At 24.6% G+C, this 17,062-nt stretch carries 13 protein-coding genes; 12 read left to right on the top strand and 1 reads right to left on the bottom strand.

Translation table 11 applies throughout. The features are described 5' to 3' along the window. Positions 1-10: 10 nt before the first annotated feature. The 12 genes from C4N20_RS02535 to C4N20_RS02480 all read left to right on the top strand — a co-directional run bounded on the left by C4N20_RS02535 (position 11) and on the right by C4N20_RS02480 (position 15,454). A complete protein-coding gene (locus tag C4N20_RS02535; RefSeq protein ID WP_170067063.1) occupies positions 11-1,189 on the top strand; it encodes an O-antigen ligase family protein in 1,179 nt (392 codons plus the stop codon). Continuing rightward, entirely contained in the window at positions 1,182-2,207 is a 1,026-nt protein-coding gene (locus C4N20_RS02530) for a glycosyltransferase (protein WP_005981198.1), read from the top strand. Before C4N20_RS02535 ends, C4N20_RS02530 begins: the two co-directional genes overlap by 8 nt. Before the next feature lie 555 nt (positions 2,208-2,762). Next, positions 2,763-4,919, top strand: a complete 2,157-nt coding sequence (locus C4N20_RS02525) for a polysaccharide biosynthesis protein (protein ID WP_005981200.1) — start codon at positions 2,763-2,765, stop codon at positions 4,917-4,919. A gap of 15 nt (positions 4,920-4,934) precedes the next feature. Then, entirely contained in the window at positions 4,935-5,615 is a 681-nt protein-coding gene (locus C4N20_RS02520; RefSeq protein WP_005981202.1) for a sugar transferase, read from the top strand. A gap of 51 nt (positions 5,616-5,666) precedes the next feature. Continuing rightward, entirely contained in the window at positions 5,667-6,881 is a 1,215-nt protein-coding gene (locus C4N20_RS02515) for a glycosyltransferase family 4 protein (protein WP_005981204.1), read from the top strand. Positions 6,882-6,894: 13 nt separating this feature from the next. Continuing rightward, entirely contained in the window at positions 6,895-7,920 is a 1,026-nt protein-coding gene (locus C4N20_RS02510; protein WP_005981206.1) for a polysaccharide biosynthesis protein, read from the top strand. Positions 7,921-7,922: 2 nt separating this feature from the next. Further along, positions 7,923-9,029 carry a polysaccharide biosynthesis C-terminal domain-containing protein gene (locus tag C4N20_RS02505; RefSeq protein ID WP_040490901.1) on the top strand — a complete coding sequence of 369 codons (1,107 nt, stop codon included), beginning with the start codon at positions 7,923-7,925 and terminating at the stop codon, positions 9,027-9,029. A gap of 3 nt (positions 9,030-9,032) precedes the next feature. Next, on the top strand, positions 9,033-10,163 hold the full coding sequence (gene wecB / locus C4N20_RS02500) for a non-hydrolyzing UDP-N-acetylglucosamine 2-epimerase (protein ID WP_005981211.1): 1,131 nt from the start codon (positions 9,033-9,035) through the stop codon (positions 10,161-10,163). Then, positions 10,163-11,392: a glycosyltransferase family 4 protein gene (locus tag C4N20_RS02495; RefSeq protein WP_005981213.1), complete on the top strand. Its 1,230-nt coding sequence runs from the start codon at positions 10,163-10,165 to the stop codon at positions 11,390-11,392. Before wecB ends, C4N20_RS02495 begins: the two co-directional genes overlap by 1 nt. Next, positions 11,367-12,773 carry an O-antigen polysaccharide polymerase Wzy gene (wzy, locus tag C4N20_RS02490; RefSeq protein WP_005981215.1) on the top strand — a complete coding sequence of 469 codons (1,407 nt, stop codon included), beginning with the start codon at positions 11,367-11,369 and terminating at the stop codon, positions 12,771-12,773. Before C4N20_RS02495 ends, wzy begins: the two co-directional genes overlap by 26 nt. 20 nt (positions 12,774-12,793) lie before the next feature. Continuing rightward, positions 12,794-13,951 (top strand): glycosyltransferase, encoded by a 1,158-nt coding sequence (locus C4N20_RS02485; RefSeq protein WP_005981217.1) that lies wholly within the window; start codon positions 12,794-12,796, stop codon positions 13,949-13,951. A 6-nt stretch (positions 13,952-13,957) separates the two neighbouring features. Continuing rightward, positions 13,958-15,454 (top strand): lipopolysaccharide biosynthesis protein, encoded by a 1,497-nt coding sequence (locus C4N20_RS02480; RefSeq protein WP_005981218.1) that lies wholly within the window; start codon positions 13,958-13,960, stop codon positions 15,452-15,454. Between the two features lie 208 nt (positions 15,455-15,662). Here the strand turns inward: C4N20_RS02480 and C4N20_RS02475 are convergent, their stop codons facing one another. Then, positions 15,663-17,042, bottom strand: coding sequence for a glycogen synthase (locus C4N20_RS02475; protein ID WP_005981220.1), 1,380 nt, complete (start codon positions 17,040-17,042; stop codon positions 15,663-15,665). Positions 17,043-17,062: the final 20 nt, after the last annotated feature.

The following is a 17,062-nucleotide window of genomic DNA, read 5'->3' as shown; positions in this document are numbered from 1 at the left end:
GGGGATAATGGTGAAAAATTTTTTTTTAAGTAAAAACACTGAAATATTAAGTATATTAACAATGGTAATTATTTTCTTTATAATTAGAAAAGGAAGCGAAAGATATGTTGTAGATTGTATTTTAATGGGAATAACTATATTTTTTTGTTTATATAAGAGAAAATATAATAAAATATCTATGGGATTAATTGTTAGTATAGTTGGGTATATTTTTTTTATGGCTTTGAGTTTTTTTAAAAGTGATTCTATAAATTATAATATTGAGTTATTTTTTAAAGTAGTATTTCATAATTATATATTATTTTTATGCTTGACCCAATTAGAATTAAATGAGAAATATTATAAAAATTTTTTACTTTTCTTTATATTATGTTCACTAATAGTGACAATAAAAGGATTAGAAGAATGGCATTTAAATAAATTTTCACCATACTATAGAGTAAAAATGAGAACAGAACCGACAATATTGACCATTGAAGTAGGAATTTATGTTTTAATGAGCTTTTTTTCTTTACTATATTCAAAGAAAATTATTGTTAAGGCCATTTCCTTTATTATTTTTGTATTATCTTTTTTAGTATTAATTAGTACAAATAGCAGAATAACTCTTTTAGTAATTCCTTTAATAATAGCGATAACACTTTTAATTAAATTTAAAATAAAATTTAAATATTTAATTGTTTTTTTTATTTTAGGTATTTGTTTTATTAAAGAACCACATGTAAATAAATATCTATATAGAGTAAAACAATTGACATCGATAGAAAACTTGGAAAAAGAAACAAGGATAAAAATTTGGAAAAAAGGAATTAACGATTTTAAAGAAAATAAGTACAAGGCATTAGGGTTCTGTTATTATAAAAATCATGAATTAGGAGCTATTTCTTGGGAAAAAAATCCACATCTTCATAATAATTTTTTAGAAATAATGGTAACTCAAGGGATAGGTGCATTAACATTTTATATTTGTTTTAATATTTTTTTATTTTTGGAGTTTATAAAAAAATTAAAATCAACACAAATAAAAAGTCAAGAAATATTGATTTATCTTTCTATTAGTTTAGTAGTTTTTTTAAATCTAACTGGCTTAACAGATTGTAATATATACTTTAGTAAAGTTAATCAATTAGTATTCTTTACATTTGCTTTAGCTTTATGTAAAGTGAGAAAGGAAAATATAAATGAATGAAATAAAAGTAAGTATAATTATACCAGTCTATAATGTAGAGAAATATATAGAAGAATGTATGGAGTCAGTAGTGAATCAAACATTGGAAGAAATAGAAATAATAATAGTAAATGATGGAACACAAGATAACTCTATGAAAAAAATAGAAAGATTTTTCTCAGATGAAAGAATAACTATAGTAAATAAAGAAAATGGTGGAGTTTCATCAGCAAGAAATACAGGAATGGAGATAGCAAAAGGAGAATACATTTCTTTTGTTGATCCTGATGATTTTATTGAATTAACAATGATAGAGGATTTATATAAAGATGCTGAAGATGCAGATATAGTGTTTTCTGATTTTATTTTATATGATAATTTAAGTAAATGTAAAAGAAGAGAAATTAATTATGAGAAAAAGACAAGAATAGGGAGTATGATTTGGACTAATCAGTTGCTTAAATTCAAATGTGTGACCTCTAAATTATATAAACGAAGTTTTTTAAAAGAAAATCATATATTATTTATAGAAAAAATTATAACTGAGGATGTTCCATTTAATTTTACAGCATTTATTACATCAAATAATGTAAAATATATAAATAAATTCCATTATTATTATAGACAAAATAGAAATGGGAGTACTACAACTAATCCAGATAAAACGAAAGAGATAGAAGCATATAAAAAAATTATAATATATTTGGAAAAAATTATGGAAAAAATAGAAAATAATGATTTCAAAAAAACTAGAGTATATTTAGTAATGACATATTATAAAGCATTGAGTTATAAAGCACAAAATATGGATATTTCTTTATCAGAAACGAGAGAATTTGAAATAAAATTAAAAAATATTTTTGAAGAAAAATATTCAAAAGAAGAGATGGAAATAATTAAGGTAGATGTAAAAGAAGTTTTAAAAACAATCATGTATTATAAAATATCTTTATTTAATAAATCTTATTGGAAGAATAAAGTTTTTACTAAAAAAATATTAAGAAGAATAATTGAGAAAAAAATAAAAAATTTATTATAATTTATAAGCAAATTCTAATATTTGTACATTCTAGAGTAGTGCTATATTATTAAATAATTTAGAAAAATAAAAATTAAATTTAAAAAATTATTAAAATAATATTAAAAAATAAAAACATATTTTTTCAAATAAAAATATGTTTTAGATATGTTATAGAATTAAAGAATAAAAACGATTAAAATTATATTTAAATAAAAAAGAGATCATATTTTAGGAATGATCTCTTTTTTATTTCTTTAAAACACATAATTAACATATTTATATTATATAAAAAACGTAAAATATGTTGTCAAACATTAAAAATTAAATAAAATAGAAAATGAAATTTGATTTTAAAAAAATATAAAAAAAATATAATTATAAAAAAAAGAAGTTTCTAATTTTAAAGATTATTATGACAAGTTTAAAAGTTTTCTTTGTGTAATGGTTTTTATAATCATGTAGAAAAAAATAAAATAATGATGTATAATTTAGTTTGAAAACTATATTTTCGACATTTATTAAGAATAAAAAAATAAAAAATAAAGATACGAAAAATCTTGGGAGGATTTTCTTATGGAGAGAAAAAAAATAAGTCTTTTAGGAATAATATATATAGCTTTGTTATTCATAGTTTATGAAATGATGCTTAGAATAACAGGATTTAGTATAAATACTGCTGTATATGGCCTATTTATTATTTTAGTTTTCTTCTATTCTATGACAGGAAATTTAAATTTTAATGAAGAAAAAGTGGGCTGTAATACAATTTTTATTAATAGTTTAATATTTGGAATTTTCTTTTTATTTTATAAAATTCTTTCAATTTTTACAGTATTTATAGTATTTTCGCTTTTTCAATTATTTATTTATAGATTAATAGTAAAATTTAAAGAAAAAAATAAAAATGAAACTCCTAAATTAATAAATGAGCGAAGTTTTATAAAATTTGGAATAGATTCTTTAGGAATAATTTTTGGAATGGTAGGTGCTTTTATATCGAAGTATGGTTTAGAATGGGAAGAAAAATTAGAGACAGAGTACCTATTCACTTATCTAGGGATATTTTTGATTGGATATTTTTATACAAGAATGAATGATAAGAGCTGGAGTTATACAAATATATTAGATGTTTTGAACCTTATCTTTTTAAACAGTATATCAACAATTGCTTTTTTAATAATTATATATACAAGAATAATTGATTATCCAGTATCTACTGTTTTAGTTTCTTTAATACTTTCAATTTCTTTTCAATTATTTTGTAGATATTTATTTAGATTAAAGAGATTCTATAAAAGTAAAAATAGAGGATTAGTTCCAGAAGAGAGGGTTTTAGTATATGGTGCAGGAGAAGCAGGAGCAATATTAGCTCAGGAATCAATGACAAATCCAATATTTCCCTATCATATAGTTGGATTTTTAGATGATGATCCAAAGAAAAAAGATACATATATATATAATATAAAAGTTTTGGGGGATAAGGAAAATTTAGAAGAAATAATTAAAAGAGAAAAAGTCTCTGAAGTACTTTTAGCACTGCCTTCTCTTCATAGTTCAGAAATGAGAAATATTGTGGATAGAATAAAGTCAGTTGGAAATGTGGAGATTAAAACAGTTCCAACTATAGCAGAGATACTTGAAAATAGAGAATTGGCTTCTCAATTAAGAAAAGTAAGAATAGAAGATCTATTGGGAAGAGATGAAATAGTGATTAATGATGAAAATATTAGAAATTTAATTGAAGGAAAAGTTATTTTTGTAACTGGTGGAGCAGGAAGTATAGGTTCTGAACTTTCAAGACAGATAGCTAGATATTCTCCCAAGCAGCTTGTAAATATTGATATCAATGAAAATTCAATATATTTTCTTGAACTTGAAATGAAGAGAAAGTACCCAAATCTTGAACTTATATCAGAAATATGCAATGTAAGGGAAAAGAAAAAACTTGAAATACTTTTTGAAAAATATAGACCAAATATAGTATTCCATGCAGCAGCGCATAAACATGTACCTCTGATGGAGCATAATCCGGAGGAAGCGATAAAGAACAATATATTTGGAACTAAAAATGTAGCTGAATGTGCAGATAAATACAGAGTTGAAAGAATGGTTCTTATCTCAACAGATAAAGCAGTAAATCCAACAAATCTCATGGGAGCTAGTAAAAGAGCATGTGAACTTGTAATTCAGCATATGAATAAAGTTGCTAAACATACAAAATATATGGCAGTAAGATTCGGAAATGTACTTGGAAGTAATGGTTCTGTTATTCCGATATTTAGAAAACTATTAGAGGAAGGAAAAAATCTAACTCTTACCCATAAAGATATAACAAGATATTTTATGACAATACCAGAAGCAGCACAATTAGTAATAGAAGCAGGATCGTTAGGAAATGGTGGAGAAATATTTATTCTTGATATGGGAAAGCCAGTAAAAATTTATGATCTTGCACAAACAATGATAAAACTTTCAAACTCAAATGTAGGAATAGATATAGTAGGACTTAGACCAGGGGAAAAGTTATTTGAAGAACTTCTCTATGATATAAATTCAGCGATAAAGACAGAAAATAAAAAAATCTTCATAACAAAAATTGAAGATGGAGAAGTAGATATAACACAATTCTTTGAAAGGCTATGGGAAGCAGGACAACATGCAAACATAGATGAAATCAAAGATATAATGAAAAAGTTAGTTGTTTCATATAAAGAAGTAAGTTATTTGTAATGGGGGAAAGAAAAAATGTTTTTAAAAAGAGTATTTGACATAACAGTATCATTTTTAGGAATAATATTTTTTTTACCTTTAATGATATTAATAGGATTAATTATAAAGTTGACTTCTTCTGGTCCGATATTATTTAAGCAGAAAAGACTGACAAAAGGAGCAAGAGAATTTACTATATATAAATTTAGAAGTATGAGGACAGATTTTGATAAAGATGCTAAAGGGATACAAGTAAAAGGAAATAGCAGTGCAATAACACCAATAGGAAAATTTATCAGAAAGACAAAGATTGATGAACTTCCGCAGTTGTTTAATATCCTTGTTGGAGATATGAGCTTTATAGGACCAAGGCCAGAACTTCCAAGAAGATTAAAATATTATTCTGAAAGAGGCAAAGGAATCTTTAAAGTAAGAAGTGGAATATCATCTCCAGCAAGCATAGTGTTTTCAGATGAGGAGTATCTGATGAATCAGGTTTCAGATCCAGAGAAATTCTATATAGAACAGATAATGCCATATAAGATAGAACTTAATCTATATTATATAGAAAATAGAAACTTTTGGAATGATATTTATCTGATAATAGCTACTTTCTTAAAAATAGTAGATAAAGCAAAAATTCAGTGGATAGTAAAAGATGAAATACTTTTAAATAAAAAGAGTGAATTGGTAGAAAAAATAGGAGTTGAGTATTGATTAAAAAATAAAATTTTTTAAATTTAATCAACAATAAATGGGTGAGAATTGATGAATATACTATTTCTTTATTTAAGACATTCAAGAAGTGAAAATGATTCAACATTGACAAAAGATTTATCAGATGAATTTTCAAGAAATGGAAATAATATTACTGTAGTAACAATTTTAGAAAAAAAATTTAAAAGAGAAACAGAATATAAAATAGAAAATGGATATGAAGTTTTAAGAGTTAAAACTGGAAACTATTTTAATGTAGGGAACAAAATAGAAAAAGGAATAACAACATTAACAATGATACCTAAATTAAAAAGAGGTATTTTAAAATATTTAGGAGATAAAAAATATGATTTAATAATAACTCATACACCATTTTTATCAGATGCATCACTAATCAATCCTTTAAAAAGGTATTTTAAATGTCCAGCACATTTAATTTTATGGGATATTTTTCCACAAAATGCAAAAGACATTGGAATGATGAAAAATAATATAATATTTAATTTTTTTAAACAAAAAGAAAAGAAAATGTTTTTAGCATATGATCAAATTTGGTGTATGTCAAATGGAAATATTAAATATTTACAAGAGAAATATGAATGTTTAGATAAAAATAAGATAAAATTATTAAAAAATTGGGCATATCTAAAACCTAAATTAGAAATAAATAAAGAAGAAATAAGAAAAAAATATGGATATCCCAAAAAAGATTTTTTAGCTATATTTGGTGGAAATATGGGAAAACCACAAAAATTAGAAAATATACTATCTTTAGCTGAAAAATGCTTAGAATTACCAGAGGTGAAATTCATATTTGTAGGTAATGGTTCAGAAAGAGAAAGGTTGAAAAAAATAGCCATGGATAAGAAGTTAAAAAATATCAGATTTATAGATCAGCTGCCAAGAGAAGACTATGAAAAATTTACAAGTGCTTGTAATATTGGTCTTGTAAGCCTTGATGAAAGATTTACAGTGCCAAATTTTCCTTCAAAGACAACAGATTATTTTAAATTATCGCTTCCAATTTTAGCAAGTTTAGATAAATGTTCAGCAGCGGACTATGGAAAATTTCTTGAAGAAGAGGTAAAGGGAGGAATTTTTGCTGAGGCTGGAAATGTTGAAGATTTATATGAAAAATTTTTAATTTTATACAATGGTAAAGATTTAAGAAAGCAGTTAGGAAATAATGGAAGAAGATATTATGAAGAACATTTAGGAGTAGATAAGGCATATAAAACAATAATGAATATAATAAAAAAAGATTAAGGAGATAGATTTTATGTTTAAAGATAAGGTTTTACTGATAACAGGAGGAACAGGATCATTTGGAAATGCTGTACTTAGAAGATTTTTAAAAACTGATATTGGAGAAATAAGAATTTTTTCAAGAGATGAAAAAAAACAGGATGATATGAGAAAAGCATATAATAATCCTAAGTTGAAGTTCTATATTGGAGATGTAAGAGACTACAACTCAGTAATGGATGTGATGAGAGGAGTAGACTTTGTATTTCATGCAGCAGCACTTAAGCAGGTACCATCATGTGAATTCTATCCAGTACAGGCTGTTTATACTAACATATTAGGAACAGAAAATGTTTTAAATGCAGCAATAGCATCAAAAGTTAAGAAAGTAGTTTGCTTAAGTACTGATAAAGCAGCTTATCCAATAAATGCAATGGGAATGTCAAAAGCTCTTATGGAAAAAGTAATAGTAGCAAAAGGAAGAAATATTAATGAAGAAGAAACTACAATATGCCTTACAAGATATGGAAATGTAATGGCATCACGTGGTTCAGTTATTCCCTTATTTATAGATCAAGTAAGAAATGGAAAACCAATAACAATAACAGATCCAAATATGACAAGATTTATGATGAGTTTAGATCAGGCAGTAGATTTAGTATTATTTGCATTTAAAAATGGAAAGAATGGAGATCTATTTATTCAAAAATCACCAGCAGCAACAATTGAAGTTCTTGCTTATGCAATGAAAGATATATTAGGAAAACCAGAACATGAAGTAAAAATAATAGGAACAAGACATGGAGAAAAACTTTATGAAGTTCTAATGACTAAAGAAGAAAAAGTAAGGGCAATAGATATGGGAGAATATTTTAGAGTTCCAGCAGATGGAAGAGATCTTAATTATTCGAAATACTTTGAAGATGGACAGGAAGTAATCACTCAAGCAGATGAATATAATTCTCATAATACATATAGACTAAATGAAGAAGAATTAAAGAAGATGATTTTGAATCTATATGAAATACAAGATGAATTAAAAGAGTTTGGGGTGAAATGACTATGGAAGTTCTTGTAACAGGAGCAAAAGGATTTATAGGAAAAAACCTTGTGGAAAGATTATTGAGGATAGATGGGATTGTTATTCATCAATTTGATAAAGAAAATACTATAGATGAAATTGAGGAATATATAGAAAAAATAGATTTTATCTTTCATCTTGCAGGAATAAACAGACCAGAGAATCCAGAAGAATTCTATAAAGGAAATAGAGATACCATAAAAGAACTGATAGATGTAATAGAAAAAAAAGAATTAAAAATACCAATTCTTGTTACTTCATCAATTCAGGCAGAAAAAGATAATGATTATGGAAAGAGTAAGTTAGAAGGAGAAATTTTTCTAAGAGAATATAGTAAAAGAAATAATGCACAAATATATATTTACAGACTTCCAAATGTCTTTGGAAAATGGTGCAGACCAAACTACAACTCTGTAATTGCTACTTGGTGTTACAATATAGCAAATAATATAGATATAACTATATCAGATAGAAATGTAAAATTAAATTTTGTATATATAGATGATGTTGTAAATACTTTCGTTTCTCATTTGCATGAAAAGATAGAAATTAAAGAATATTACGAGATACCAACAGTATACAGTAAAACTCTTGGAGAGATTTCAGATCTTATTCATTCATTTAAAAATAATAGAAAAACTCTTGTAATAGAAAAAGTAGGAAAAGGATTTGAAAGAGCACTATATTCAACTTATCTATCATATCTTTCAAAAGATAACTTTTCATATGGGCTTACAGAACACAAGGATAATAGAGGAGCTTTTGTTGAAATATTAAGAACAGTGGATAGTGGACAATTCTCAATTTCAACTTCAAAACCTGGAATAACAAGAGGAAATCATTATCATAATACTAAAAATGAAAAATTTTTAGTAATAAAGGGAGAAGCTGTTATTAGATTTAGAAATATATACAGTGATAAAGTGATTGAATATCATGTATCTGATAAAAAATTAGAAGTGGTGGATATACCAGTTGGATATACACATAATATAACGAACATAGGTACTGGAGAAATGATACTTGTGATATGGGCAAATGAATTATTTGATAAAGAAAATCCAGATACATACTACTTAGAGGTGTAATGAATGAAAAAAATAAAAGTAATGACAATAGTAGGAACAAGACCAGAGATAATAAGGCTTTCAGCAGTAATAGCCAAACTAGAGAAATCAGATGCAATAGATCACACAATAGTACATACAGGTCAAAACTATGATTATGAGCTAAATGAAATTTTTTTTAAAGATTTTAATATAAGAAAACCAGATTATTTTTTAGAAACGGCTACTGGAAAACCAAGCGAAACAATAGGAAATATTTTAATAAAAATGGATTCTTTACTAGATGTAGTAAAGCCTGATGCATTTTTAGTTCTTGGAGATACAAATTCATGTTTAGCAGCAATAGTTGCTAAAAAAAAGAAAATACCTATCTTTCATATGGAAGCAGGTAACAGATGCTTCGATCAAAGAGTTCCAGAGGAAACTAATAGAAAGATAGTAGACCATATAGCAGATATCAATTTAACATATAGTGATATAGCTAGGGAATATCTACTAAGAGAAGGATTACCAGCAGATAGAATTATAAAAACAGGAAGTCCAATATTTGAAGTAATAAATATGAAATTAAAAGATATTGAAGATTCAAATATCTTAGATAAATTAAATTTAGAAAAAGGAAAATTTTTTGTTGTTTCAGCTCATAGGGAAGAAAATGTAGGTTCTGATAGAAATTTTTTAAGCTTAGTAGAAAGCTTAAACGCGGTAGCAGAAAAATATAATTTACCAATAATAGTATCCACACACCCAAGAACAAGAAAGAGGATAGAAGAATTAGGAATAATTTTTAATCCTTTAATAAATTTGATGAAACCACTTGGATTTAATGATTATGTAAAACTTCAAAAAGAGGCTAAAGCAGTACTTAGTGATTCAGGAACAATAAGTGAGGAATCCTCTGTATTAAACTTTCCAGCATTGAATATAAGAGAAGCTCATGAAAGACCAGAAGCTATGGAAGAAACATCAGTAATGATGGTAGGATTGAAAAAAGAAAGAATAATGCAAGGATTAAGTATTCTAGAAACACAAGATAAAACTACTTTAAGAAAAGTAGATGATTACTCTATGCCAAATGTATCAGATAAAGTTTTAAGAATAATATTATCTTATACAGATTATATAAATAGAGTAGTATGGAGAAAGGAAGTTTAATGAAAAATATATTGTTAGTAACAACAAAATATGGCATTCAAGGTAATCAATGGTTAACAAATGAATTAGCTAATGAACTTAAATCTAGAGATTATAAAGTATATGTGATAGCTTTATCATGGTTAAAAGATGACCCTGAAACTTCATATAAAGAAGAAAATGAAATAAAAGTTTATAGATATAAATTACCAAAATTATTTTTTTCAGATTTTATAATTATAAAATTTATTAAACAATTTATATTTCAAATATTGGCCTTAAGAAGTACTAAAAAACATCTAAAAAAAATAAAATTTGATTTAATAATAGGATTTACACCAGCATTACTAACAAGCAAAATAGTAAAATATTATCAAAAACTATCTACTGGAACATCTTATTTAATTTTATGGGATTTTTTTCCTTATTATTTATTAGATCTAAATTTATTAAAATCTAAATTATTTTTTCAAATTTTGAAGATATTAGAAAATAGAAGTTATTTAATTTATAAAAAGATAGGATGTATGACTAAGAGAAACAAAGAGTTTTTATTAATGAATTATAAAGGGATAGATCCATTGAAGTTAAAGATAATCCCAATATGGGCTAAAATATCTTCGAGAAAAGAATACTCAAGAAGTCAAACAAGGGAAATATTAGGATATAAAAAAGATGATATTATTTTTGTATATGGTGGAGCCCATAGTATAGTTCAAGAATTAGATAATATTATTAATTTGGCAAAAAAATTATTGAGTTATGAAAGGATTAAATTTATTTTTATAGGAAAAGGGACAGACAAAGAACGATTAAAAAAGATAGTTAATGATCAAAAAATAGTAAATATAAAATTTTTAGATTATATTCCAAGAGAAAAATATGAAGAAATAATTGCTAGTTTTGATATAGGGATAGTTAGCTTATCTTCTAAATTAACTGTTCCAAGTTTTCCTTCTAAAAGTTTAGATTATTTAAAAGTAGGATTGCCAATAATAGCTTCAATTGATAAATTTACTGATTATGGAAATATATTAGAAAATGAAATAAAGGGAGGCTATGCTTCAATAGCAGGAGATGAAAAATCGTTACTCCAGAATGCTTTAAAAATAGTATTTGATGAAGAAGATAGAAATAAGAAAGGAGAAAATGGGCGAAGATATTATGAGCAAATATTTTCAGTAGAAAATATTTGCAATAAGATTTTAAGTTCATCAATAGAAAATGAAAATAAAAGATTTGTTAAATGAAATTATTTGTATAATATTATTTTCTATTATTTATTTGTTTCTTCTTATAGTTATGCCTGAACTGAAGGCAAATGAAACTTTTTTATTAATGATATATGTATATATATTATATTATTCTTACAAAATAAATAATGGAATTTCAATAATTTTCTTTTTTATACTATCATTTGGAGTTTTTAATTTAAGCAATATATTTTTTTCAAAATTTTCAAAACAATATTGGTGGAATCTTGAAATCTTTAATTATGGCTATTTAAATATCGAAACAGTAATCTATACATTGAAAATATTAATTATTGCAATTTTAGGACTATATACAGGGATGACTTTATATAAAAATTGTAAAAAAAAATATGTTGTAAAAATAAAAGAAGATAAGATTTGGGAAAAAGTATCTCAAGTTATTATTTATATTTCATTTTTACCTTTGTTAATGAGGTTAATTTTAGAAATAAAAATTATAAAAATGATAGGTTATGCAGGTCTTTATAATGGAGAATTCTTTAATTATTCTTTACCAATTTGGACAAAAGGATGGAATATTTTATTTTTTTTTAGTTATTATTTATTTTTAGCCTCAAAACCGTCTCATAAGAACTTTTTAAAGTGTAGTTTTATTTTTGTTATTATAAATTTAATTCAAAGTCTTAAAGGTGGAAGAACAATTTTGGGTATAAATTTACTTCTTATCTTAACATATTATATTATCTTATTTAAGAAACAAGTAACTAAGAAAATGATATTAATATTTATTCCACTAATACTTTTTTTTCAGTTAATTTCTAATATGAGAAGTAGCATAAATTCAAGTATGAGTATAGTAAATTCTATAATTAAATTTTTTAAAGAGCAGGGGGGAAGTGTAGGAATAATAGGTTTAAATAAACTTTTTATTGATAAATATTTAGTAAATCCAACATTAATGCTATTTTCACCAATTAGAGACTATATAGTATTTTTGTTTGAAAACTATGATTCAAAAAAACAATCTTTAGAAGTACTATTACATACAACAAATATTTCAGCACATTTATCATATCAGATAAATAAAGAATACTATTTATTAGGATTTGGTGTAGGAGGAAATTATTTAGCAGAATTATATAATTTTGGAGGAATTATTTTTATATTTTTTATAAATGTTTTATTAGGTTATACCTTTCCAAATATAGAAAAAAGCCTTCTTTCATCAAGATTTAAACTATATATGATGATTCCTATTATAAAAAATTTATATATAAGTCCAAGAGCTTCTTTTTTCCCAGTATTATCAGAAATAATACAATTTTTTTTAATATATTGTGTTTTTTTATTGTTTATAAAATTTTTAAAATCTATTATGAATAAGAAAATTAAAAAAGATATTATAGAAAATCAATAAAAATAAAGGAATGAGAATAAATGAATAAAGTACTTTTTATTATGGATACACTCGGGAGTGGAGGGAGTCAAAAGATATTAATAGAATGCTTGAATATTTTTGGAACAAAGTATGAAGTAGAGCTGCTATTGATTAATGATTATGGTATATATAGAAAATATGTTAAAGAAAATATAAAAATAATGAATATTTTTCCAAAATATAAACAAATTCCTTTAAGAGAACTTTTATTTTTAAATTATAGTTTGAAAGAAAAGTTGTTAGGCATATTTTTTAAAGGAATATTTAGAAGAAACATTTATTTGTGGTATTTAAAAATGAAGTCTAATCAAATTTTAAAAGGAAAAGAATATAAATATATAATTGGATTTCAAGAAGGACCATCTAATTTTATTGCAGCAAATCTAAAATTAAAATCTGTAAAAATAGGTTGGTTACATTCAGATATCAATAAATTAAGTAAAATTCAAACTAAAATGGAAAAAAATGTTTATGAAAAATTAGAAATAATTATAGCAGTATCTAAATCAGTAAAGGAATTAGCTGAAAAAAAATATTCCTTTCTTTTCCCTAAAATAAAAGTTTTATATAATCCAATAAATATAAAAAAAATAAAAGAAGAATCAAAAATGCAAAATAAATTATATAATGAAGATGATATAAATATTCTGACAATAGGAAGATTATCTCCAGAGAAAGGGTATTTAAACTTAATAGAGGTTATAAGTGAAGTTCTAAAAGAATATAAAAATGTAAAATTATATATAATTGGTAAAGGAGAAGAAATGTATAAAATAGAAACTTTAATAAAAAAATTAAAGTTAGAAAAGAAAATATATCTTTTAGGATTTAAAGAAAATCCTTATCCTTATTTAAAAGAATCAAATATATATGTATCCTCTTCTCTTTATGAAGGACTGCCAACAACGTTAATAGAAGCAATGATTTTTAATAAAATGATTGTTGCTACTAAAATTCTGGGAAGTTGTGAAGTTTTAGAAAATTATAAAAAAAAATATTTTGTCTCATTAGATTCAAAAAATGATTTTGTAGAAAAAATAAAATTTGCAATACTTAATCTAAAAGAGAAAGAAAAAGAAGATTTAGATATAAATAAAACATTTGGAGATGAAAACTTTTTAGAAAAATTTGAAAAAATTATTAAAATAAAAGGATAATTAATTATGAAAAAAATTTTGAAGCAAAACTTGAAATTAAATTTGATAATTACATTAGGAACAAGTATATCTGGTTTTATTTTGAATGGTTATTTTAGTAAATATATGGGCTTAGAAACTCTTGGATTAATGAGATTATTTACCCAGATAATTGCATATTTAAATTTGGCTGATATGGGAATAGGTATGGCATCTGCATATGCATTGTATAGACCTCTATCAGAGAGAAATCAAGATCAAATAAATATAATTATAGCAACAATAAATTATTTTTATAAAAGAGTTGCTTTAGTAATATTATTAGTGGGTTTATTATTAAATGTGATGCTACATAATTTTATCAAAGTTAATAGTTATGGTCATATGTTATATATATTTTGGAGTTTGTATGTTATAAATACTTCAATTTCATATCTTTATGCAAAATATCCAATATTGTTTACTGCAAACCAAGAATTTAATAAAGTTAGAATGATACAAGGCTCAGGAAGAATTGTTTTTCAAATTTTACAAATAATTTTTATGATAAAAACTCAATCTTTTTTGATTTTTATTTTAATCATGATTTTAGAAAATTTATATCTTTATATTTTTTATAATTATAATTATAAAATTAACTATAAAATTGATAAAGTTAAAATAATTGATAAAAACTTAATTAAGGATACTAAAAATTTATTTTGGCATAAATTGGCAGGAGTAATAGTTTTTAATACAGATTATATAGTATTGTCTAAATTTGTTTCTTTAAGTATAATTGGTATATATTCAAGTTATTTAATGATATATCAAATGTTGATAATATTAATTGGAATAATTACTGATGCTTTAACTCCTATTATGGGAAAATATGTAGCTGAAAATACCAAAGAAGATATTTATAAAAAATGGAATGAAATATACATAATTTATTTTTATATATCAACTTTTTTAATTATTTGCACATATTATTTAATAACACCTTTTATAAAACTTTGGTTAGGCGAAGAATATGTGTTACCTAAGATAAGTGTAATTTTAATATTGATAAATCTTTTTATACAAATGATAAGAGGAGTAACCGATATCTTTAAAACTGTTTCTGGTTTTTTTGATGACATTTATGCTCCTTTTTTAGAAGGGATATTAAACTTAATATTTTCATTAATAATGGTTCAAAAAATGCAGTTGAATGGAGTTATAATTGGAACTTTAATTTCAAATTTAGTTATAATTTTAATTTTAAAACCTATATTAGTATTTAAAAGATGTTTTGAACAAAAGGGAATAAAATATTTAAAAACATTAATGAAATATTTTTCTTTATCTATACTGAGTATGATATCAATTGATTATTTTGTAAGTAAAGTATTTAAATTAAGTTTGAATAATATTAATAATTGGATAATTTGGTTTTATAAAGCTATAAGTGTTGGAATAATTTCATTAATAATTGTAACTATTATATTTATATTGAACAATGATTTTAGAAAAATTTTAAATAAAAATAGATTTAAAACATAAATAAAAAGTATTTTAAGATGAAAAAACCATTTTCTAAAAAGTATAAAAGATACAATAAAGAAATGGACACAAAAGAAGATTACTTAAAGAATACAAATAGTTAGTAATTTATAACAGTCTATTAGTAATTAAATTAAAAATTACTAATCAGAGTACAAGAATAAAAATAGTAAAAGGGAGCTTACCTGTAAGTATTCTCCCTTTTTTTCTATTTTGTAATTTCGTTATAAAGTGAAATATATTTTTTAGCAGATGTATTCCAGTTATTATCTCTAGCTTTAGCACTTTTTACAATTTTTTCCCACTTATCTTTATCTTTATAAATAGAAATTGCATATTCCAGAGTTTGATATAATTCATCACTGCTTATATTTTTAAAACCAAATCCATCTCCTTCTCCAGTATATTCATTGTAAGGAGTGACTGTATCTTTTAAACCACCTGTTTCTCTGACTATAGGGACACAGCTGTATCTCATAGCAATCATTTGAGAAAGGCCGCAAGGTTCAAAGATAGAAGGCATTAAAAACATATCTGACCCACTGTATATCTCCATAGATAAAGGCTGGTTAAATCCAATATATGAGCAGACTCTTCCAGGATATTGTCTTTCTTTCCATTTAAAGAAATCTTCATATTTAGGCTCACCATTTCCAAGAAGAACAAACTGGATACCTAATTTCATCAATCTATCAAAGCTGTCTATAATCAAATCTATTCCCTTTTGTCTGTCTAATCTAGTAATGATAGACACTAAAGGAACATCAGGGTCCTGATTAAGTCCTAAACTTTCCTGAAGTTCAGCCTTTAATCTTTTCTTTCCTTTTCTAGGAACCTTATACACAGTTCCATCTATTCCATTGACTATACCATTCAGTTTGTAATCAAATTTTCTGAATAGTCCATCTAAACCTTCACCAAGTTCAGGAGTTTTGATTTCTTCTGCATATGAATCACTAACAGTAGTGATATAGTCAGAATACACAACTCCTCCTTTCAAGAAAGAAATCATATCATAATACTTGATTCCATCTTCAACAAAATATCTTCCTCTATCTAGCTCTAAAGTTTTTTCTATGACATCATTGTAAAAGAAACCTTGGAATCTCAGATTATGAATAGTGAAGATAGTTTTTATATTGTACATTCCTCTTTCTTTTAAGTAGATGGGTACCAGTCCAGTGTGCCAGTCATTACAGTGAATTATATCTGGTTCAAAACCTGTGATATAGAAAGTTTCTATGATAGCTTTGGCAAAGAATGCAAATCTTTCACAGTCATCTCCTTCACCATAGACTTTACTTCTGTTGAAGTATCTTTCGTTATCAACGAAATAGTAAGTTACCCCATCAAGTTCACAATAATCTATTCCAACATACTCATTATGATGAGCTACCCATATTTGCTTATCTCCTAAATGCTGCATCATTTCCTTATACTTATCAGGAATAGAACTATATTTAGGCATTATCACTCTTACATCTATTTTTTCTTTTTTTAATGCTTTTGGCAGAGAGTAAGCTACATCTCCAAGCCCTCCAGTTTTCACAAAAGGCCATGCTTCTCCTGCTGCAAAAAGTACTTTCATCTTCATCACTCCTTTATGAA

Origin of the sequence: Fusobacterium ulcerans (genome assembly GCF_003019675.1) — a bacterium.
Taxonomy (GTDB): Bacteria; Fusobacteriota; Fusobacteriia; order Fusobacteriales; family Fusobacteriaceae; genus Fusobacterium_A; species Fusobacterium_A ulcerans.
This window is presented reverse-complemented; position numbering and strand designations above follow the sequence as displayed.

What these genes read in the sequence shown, in the direction of transcription:
- C4N20_RS02515 (WP_005981204.1), top strand. Translation starts at nt 5,667, where the DNA reads ATGAATATACTATTTCTTTATTTAAGACATTCAAGAAGTGAAAATGAT.
- C4N20_RS02530 (WP_005981198.1), top strand. Translation starts at nt 1,182, where the DNA reads ATGAATGAAATAAAAGTAAGTATAATTATACCAGTCTATAATGTAGAG.
- C4N20_RS02480 (WP_005981218.1), top strand. Translation starts at nt 13,958, where the DNA reads ATGAAAAAAATTTTGAAGCAAAACTTGAAATTAAATTTGATAATTACA.
- C4N20_RS02485 (WP_005981217.1), top strand. Translation starts at nt 12,794, where the DNA reads ATGAATAAAGTACTTTTTATTATGGATACACTCGGGAGTGGAGGGAGT.
- wzy (WP_005981215.1), top strand. Translation starts at nt 11,367, where the DNA reads ATGAAAATAAAAGATTTGTTAAATGAAATTATTTGTATAATATTATTT.
- C4N20_RS02495 (WP_005981213.1), top strand. Translation starts at nt 10,163, where the DNA reads ATGAAAAATATATTGTTAGTAACAACAAAATATGGCATTCAAGGTAAT.
- C4N20_RS02510 (WP_005981206.1), top strand. Translation starts at nt 6,895, where the DNA reads ATGTTTAAAGATAAGGTTTTACTGATAACAGGAGGAACAGGATCATTT.
- C4N20_RS02505 (WP_040490901.1), top strand. Translation starts at nt 7,923, where the DNA reads ATGGAAGTTCTTGTAACAGGAGCAAAAGGATTTATAGGAAAAAACCTT.
- C4N20_RS02520 (WP_005981202.1), top strand. Translation starts at nt 4,935, where the DNA reads ATGTTTTTAAAAAGAGTATTTGACATAACAGTATCATTTTTAGGAATA.
- wecB (WP_005981211.1), top strand. Translation starts at nt 9,033, where the DNA reads ATGAAAAAAATAAAAGTAATGACAATAGTAGGAACAAGACCAGAGATA.
- C4N20_RS02475 (WP_005981220.1), bottom strand. Translation starts at nt 17,042, where the DNA reads ATGAAAGTACTTTTTGCAGCAGGAGAAGCATGGCCTTTTGTGAAAACT.
- C4N20_RS02525 (WP_005981200.1), top strand. Translation starts at nt 2,763, where the DNA reads ATGGAGAGAAAAAAAATAAGTCTTTTAGGAATAATATATATAGCTTTG.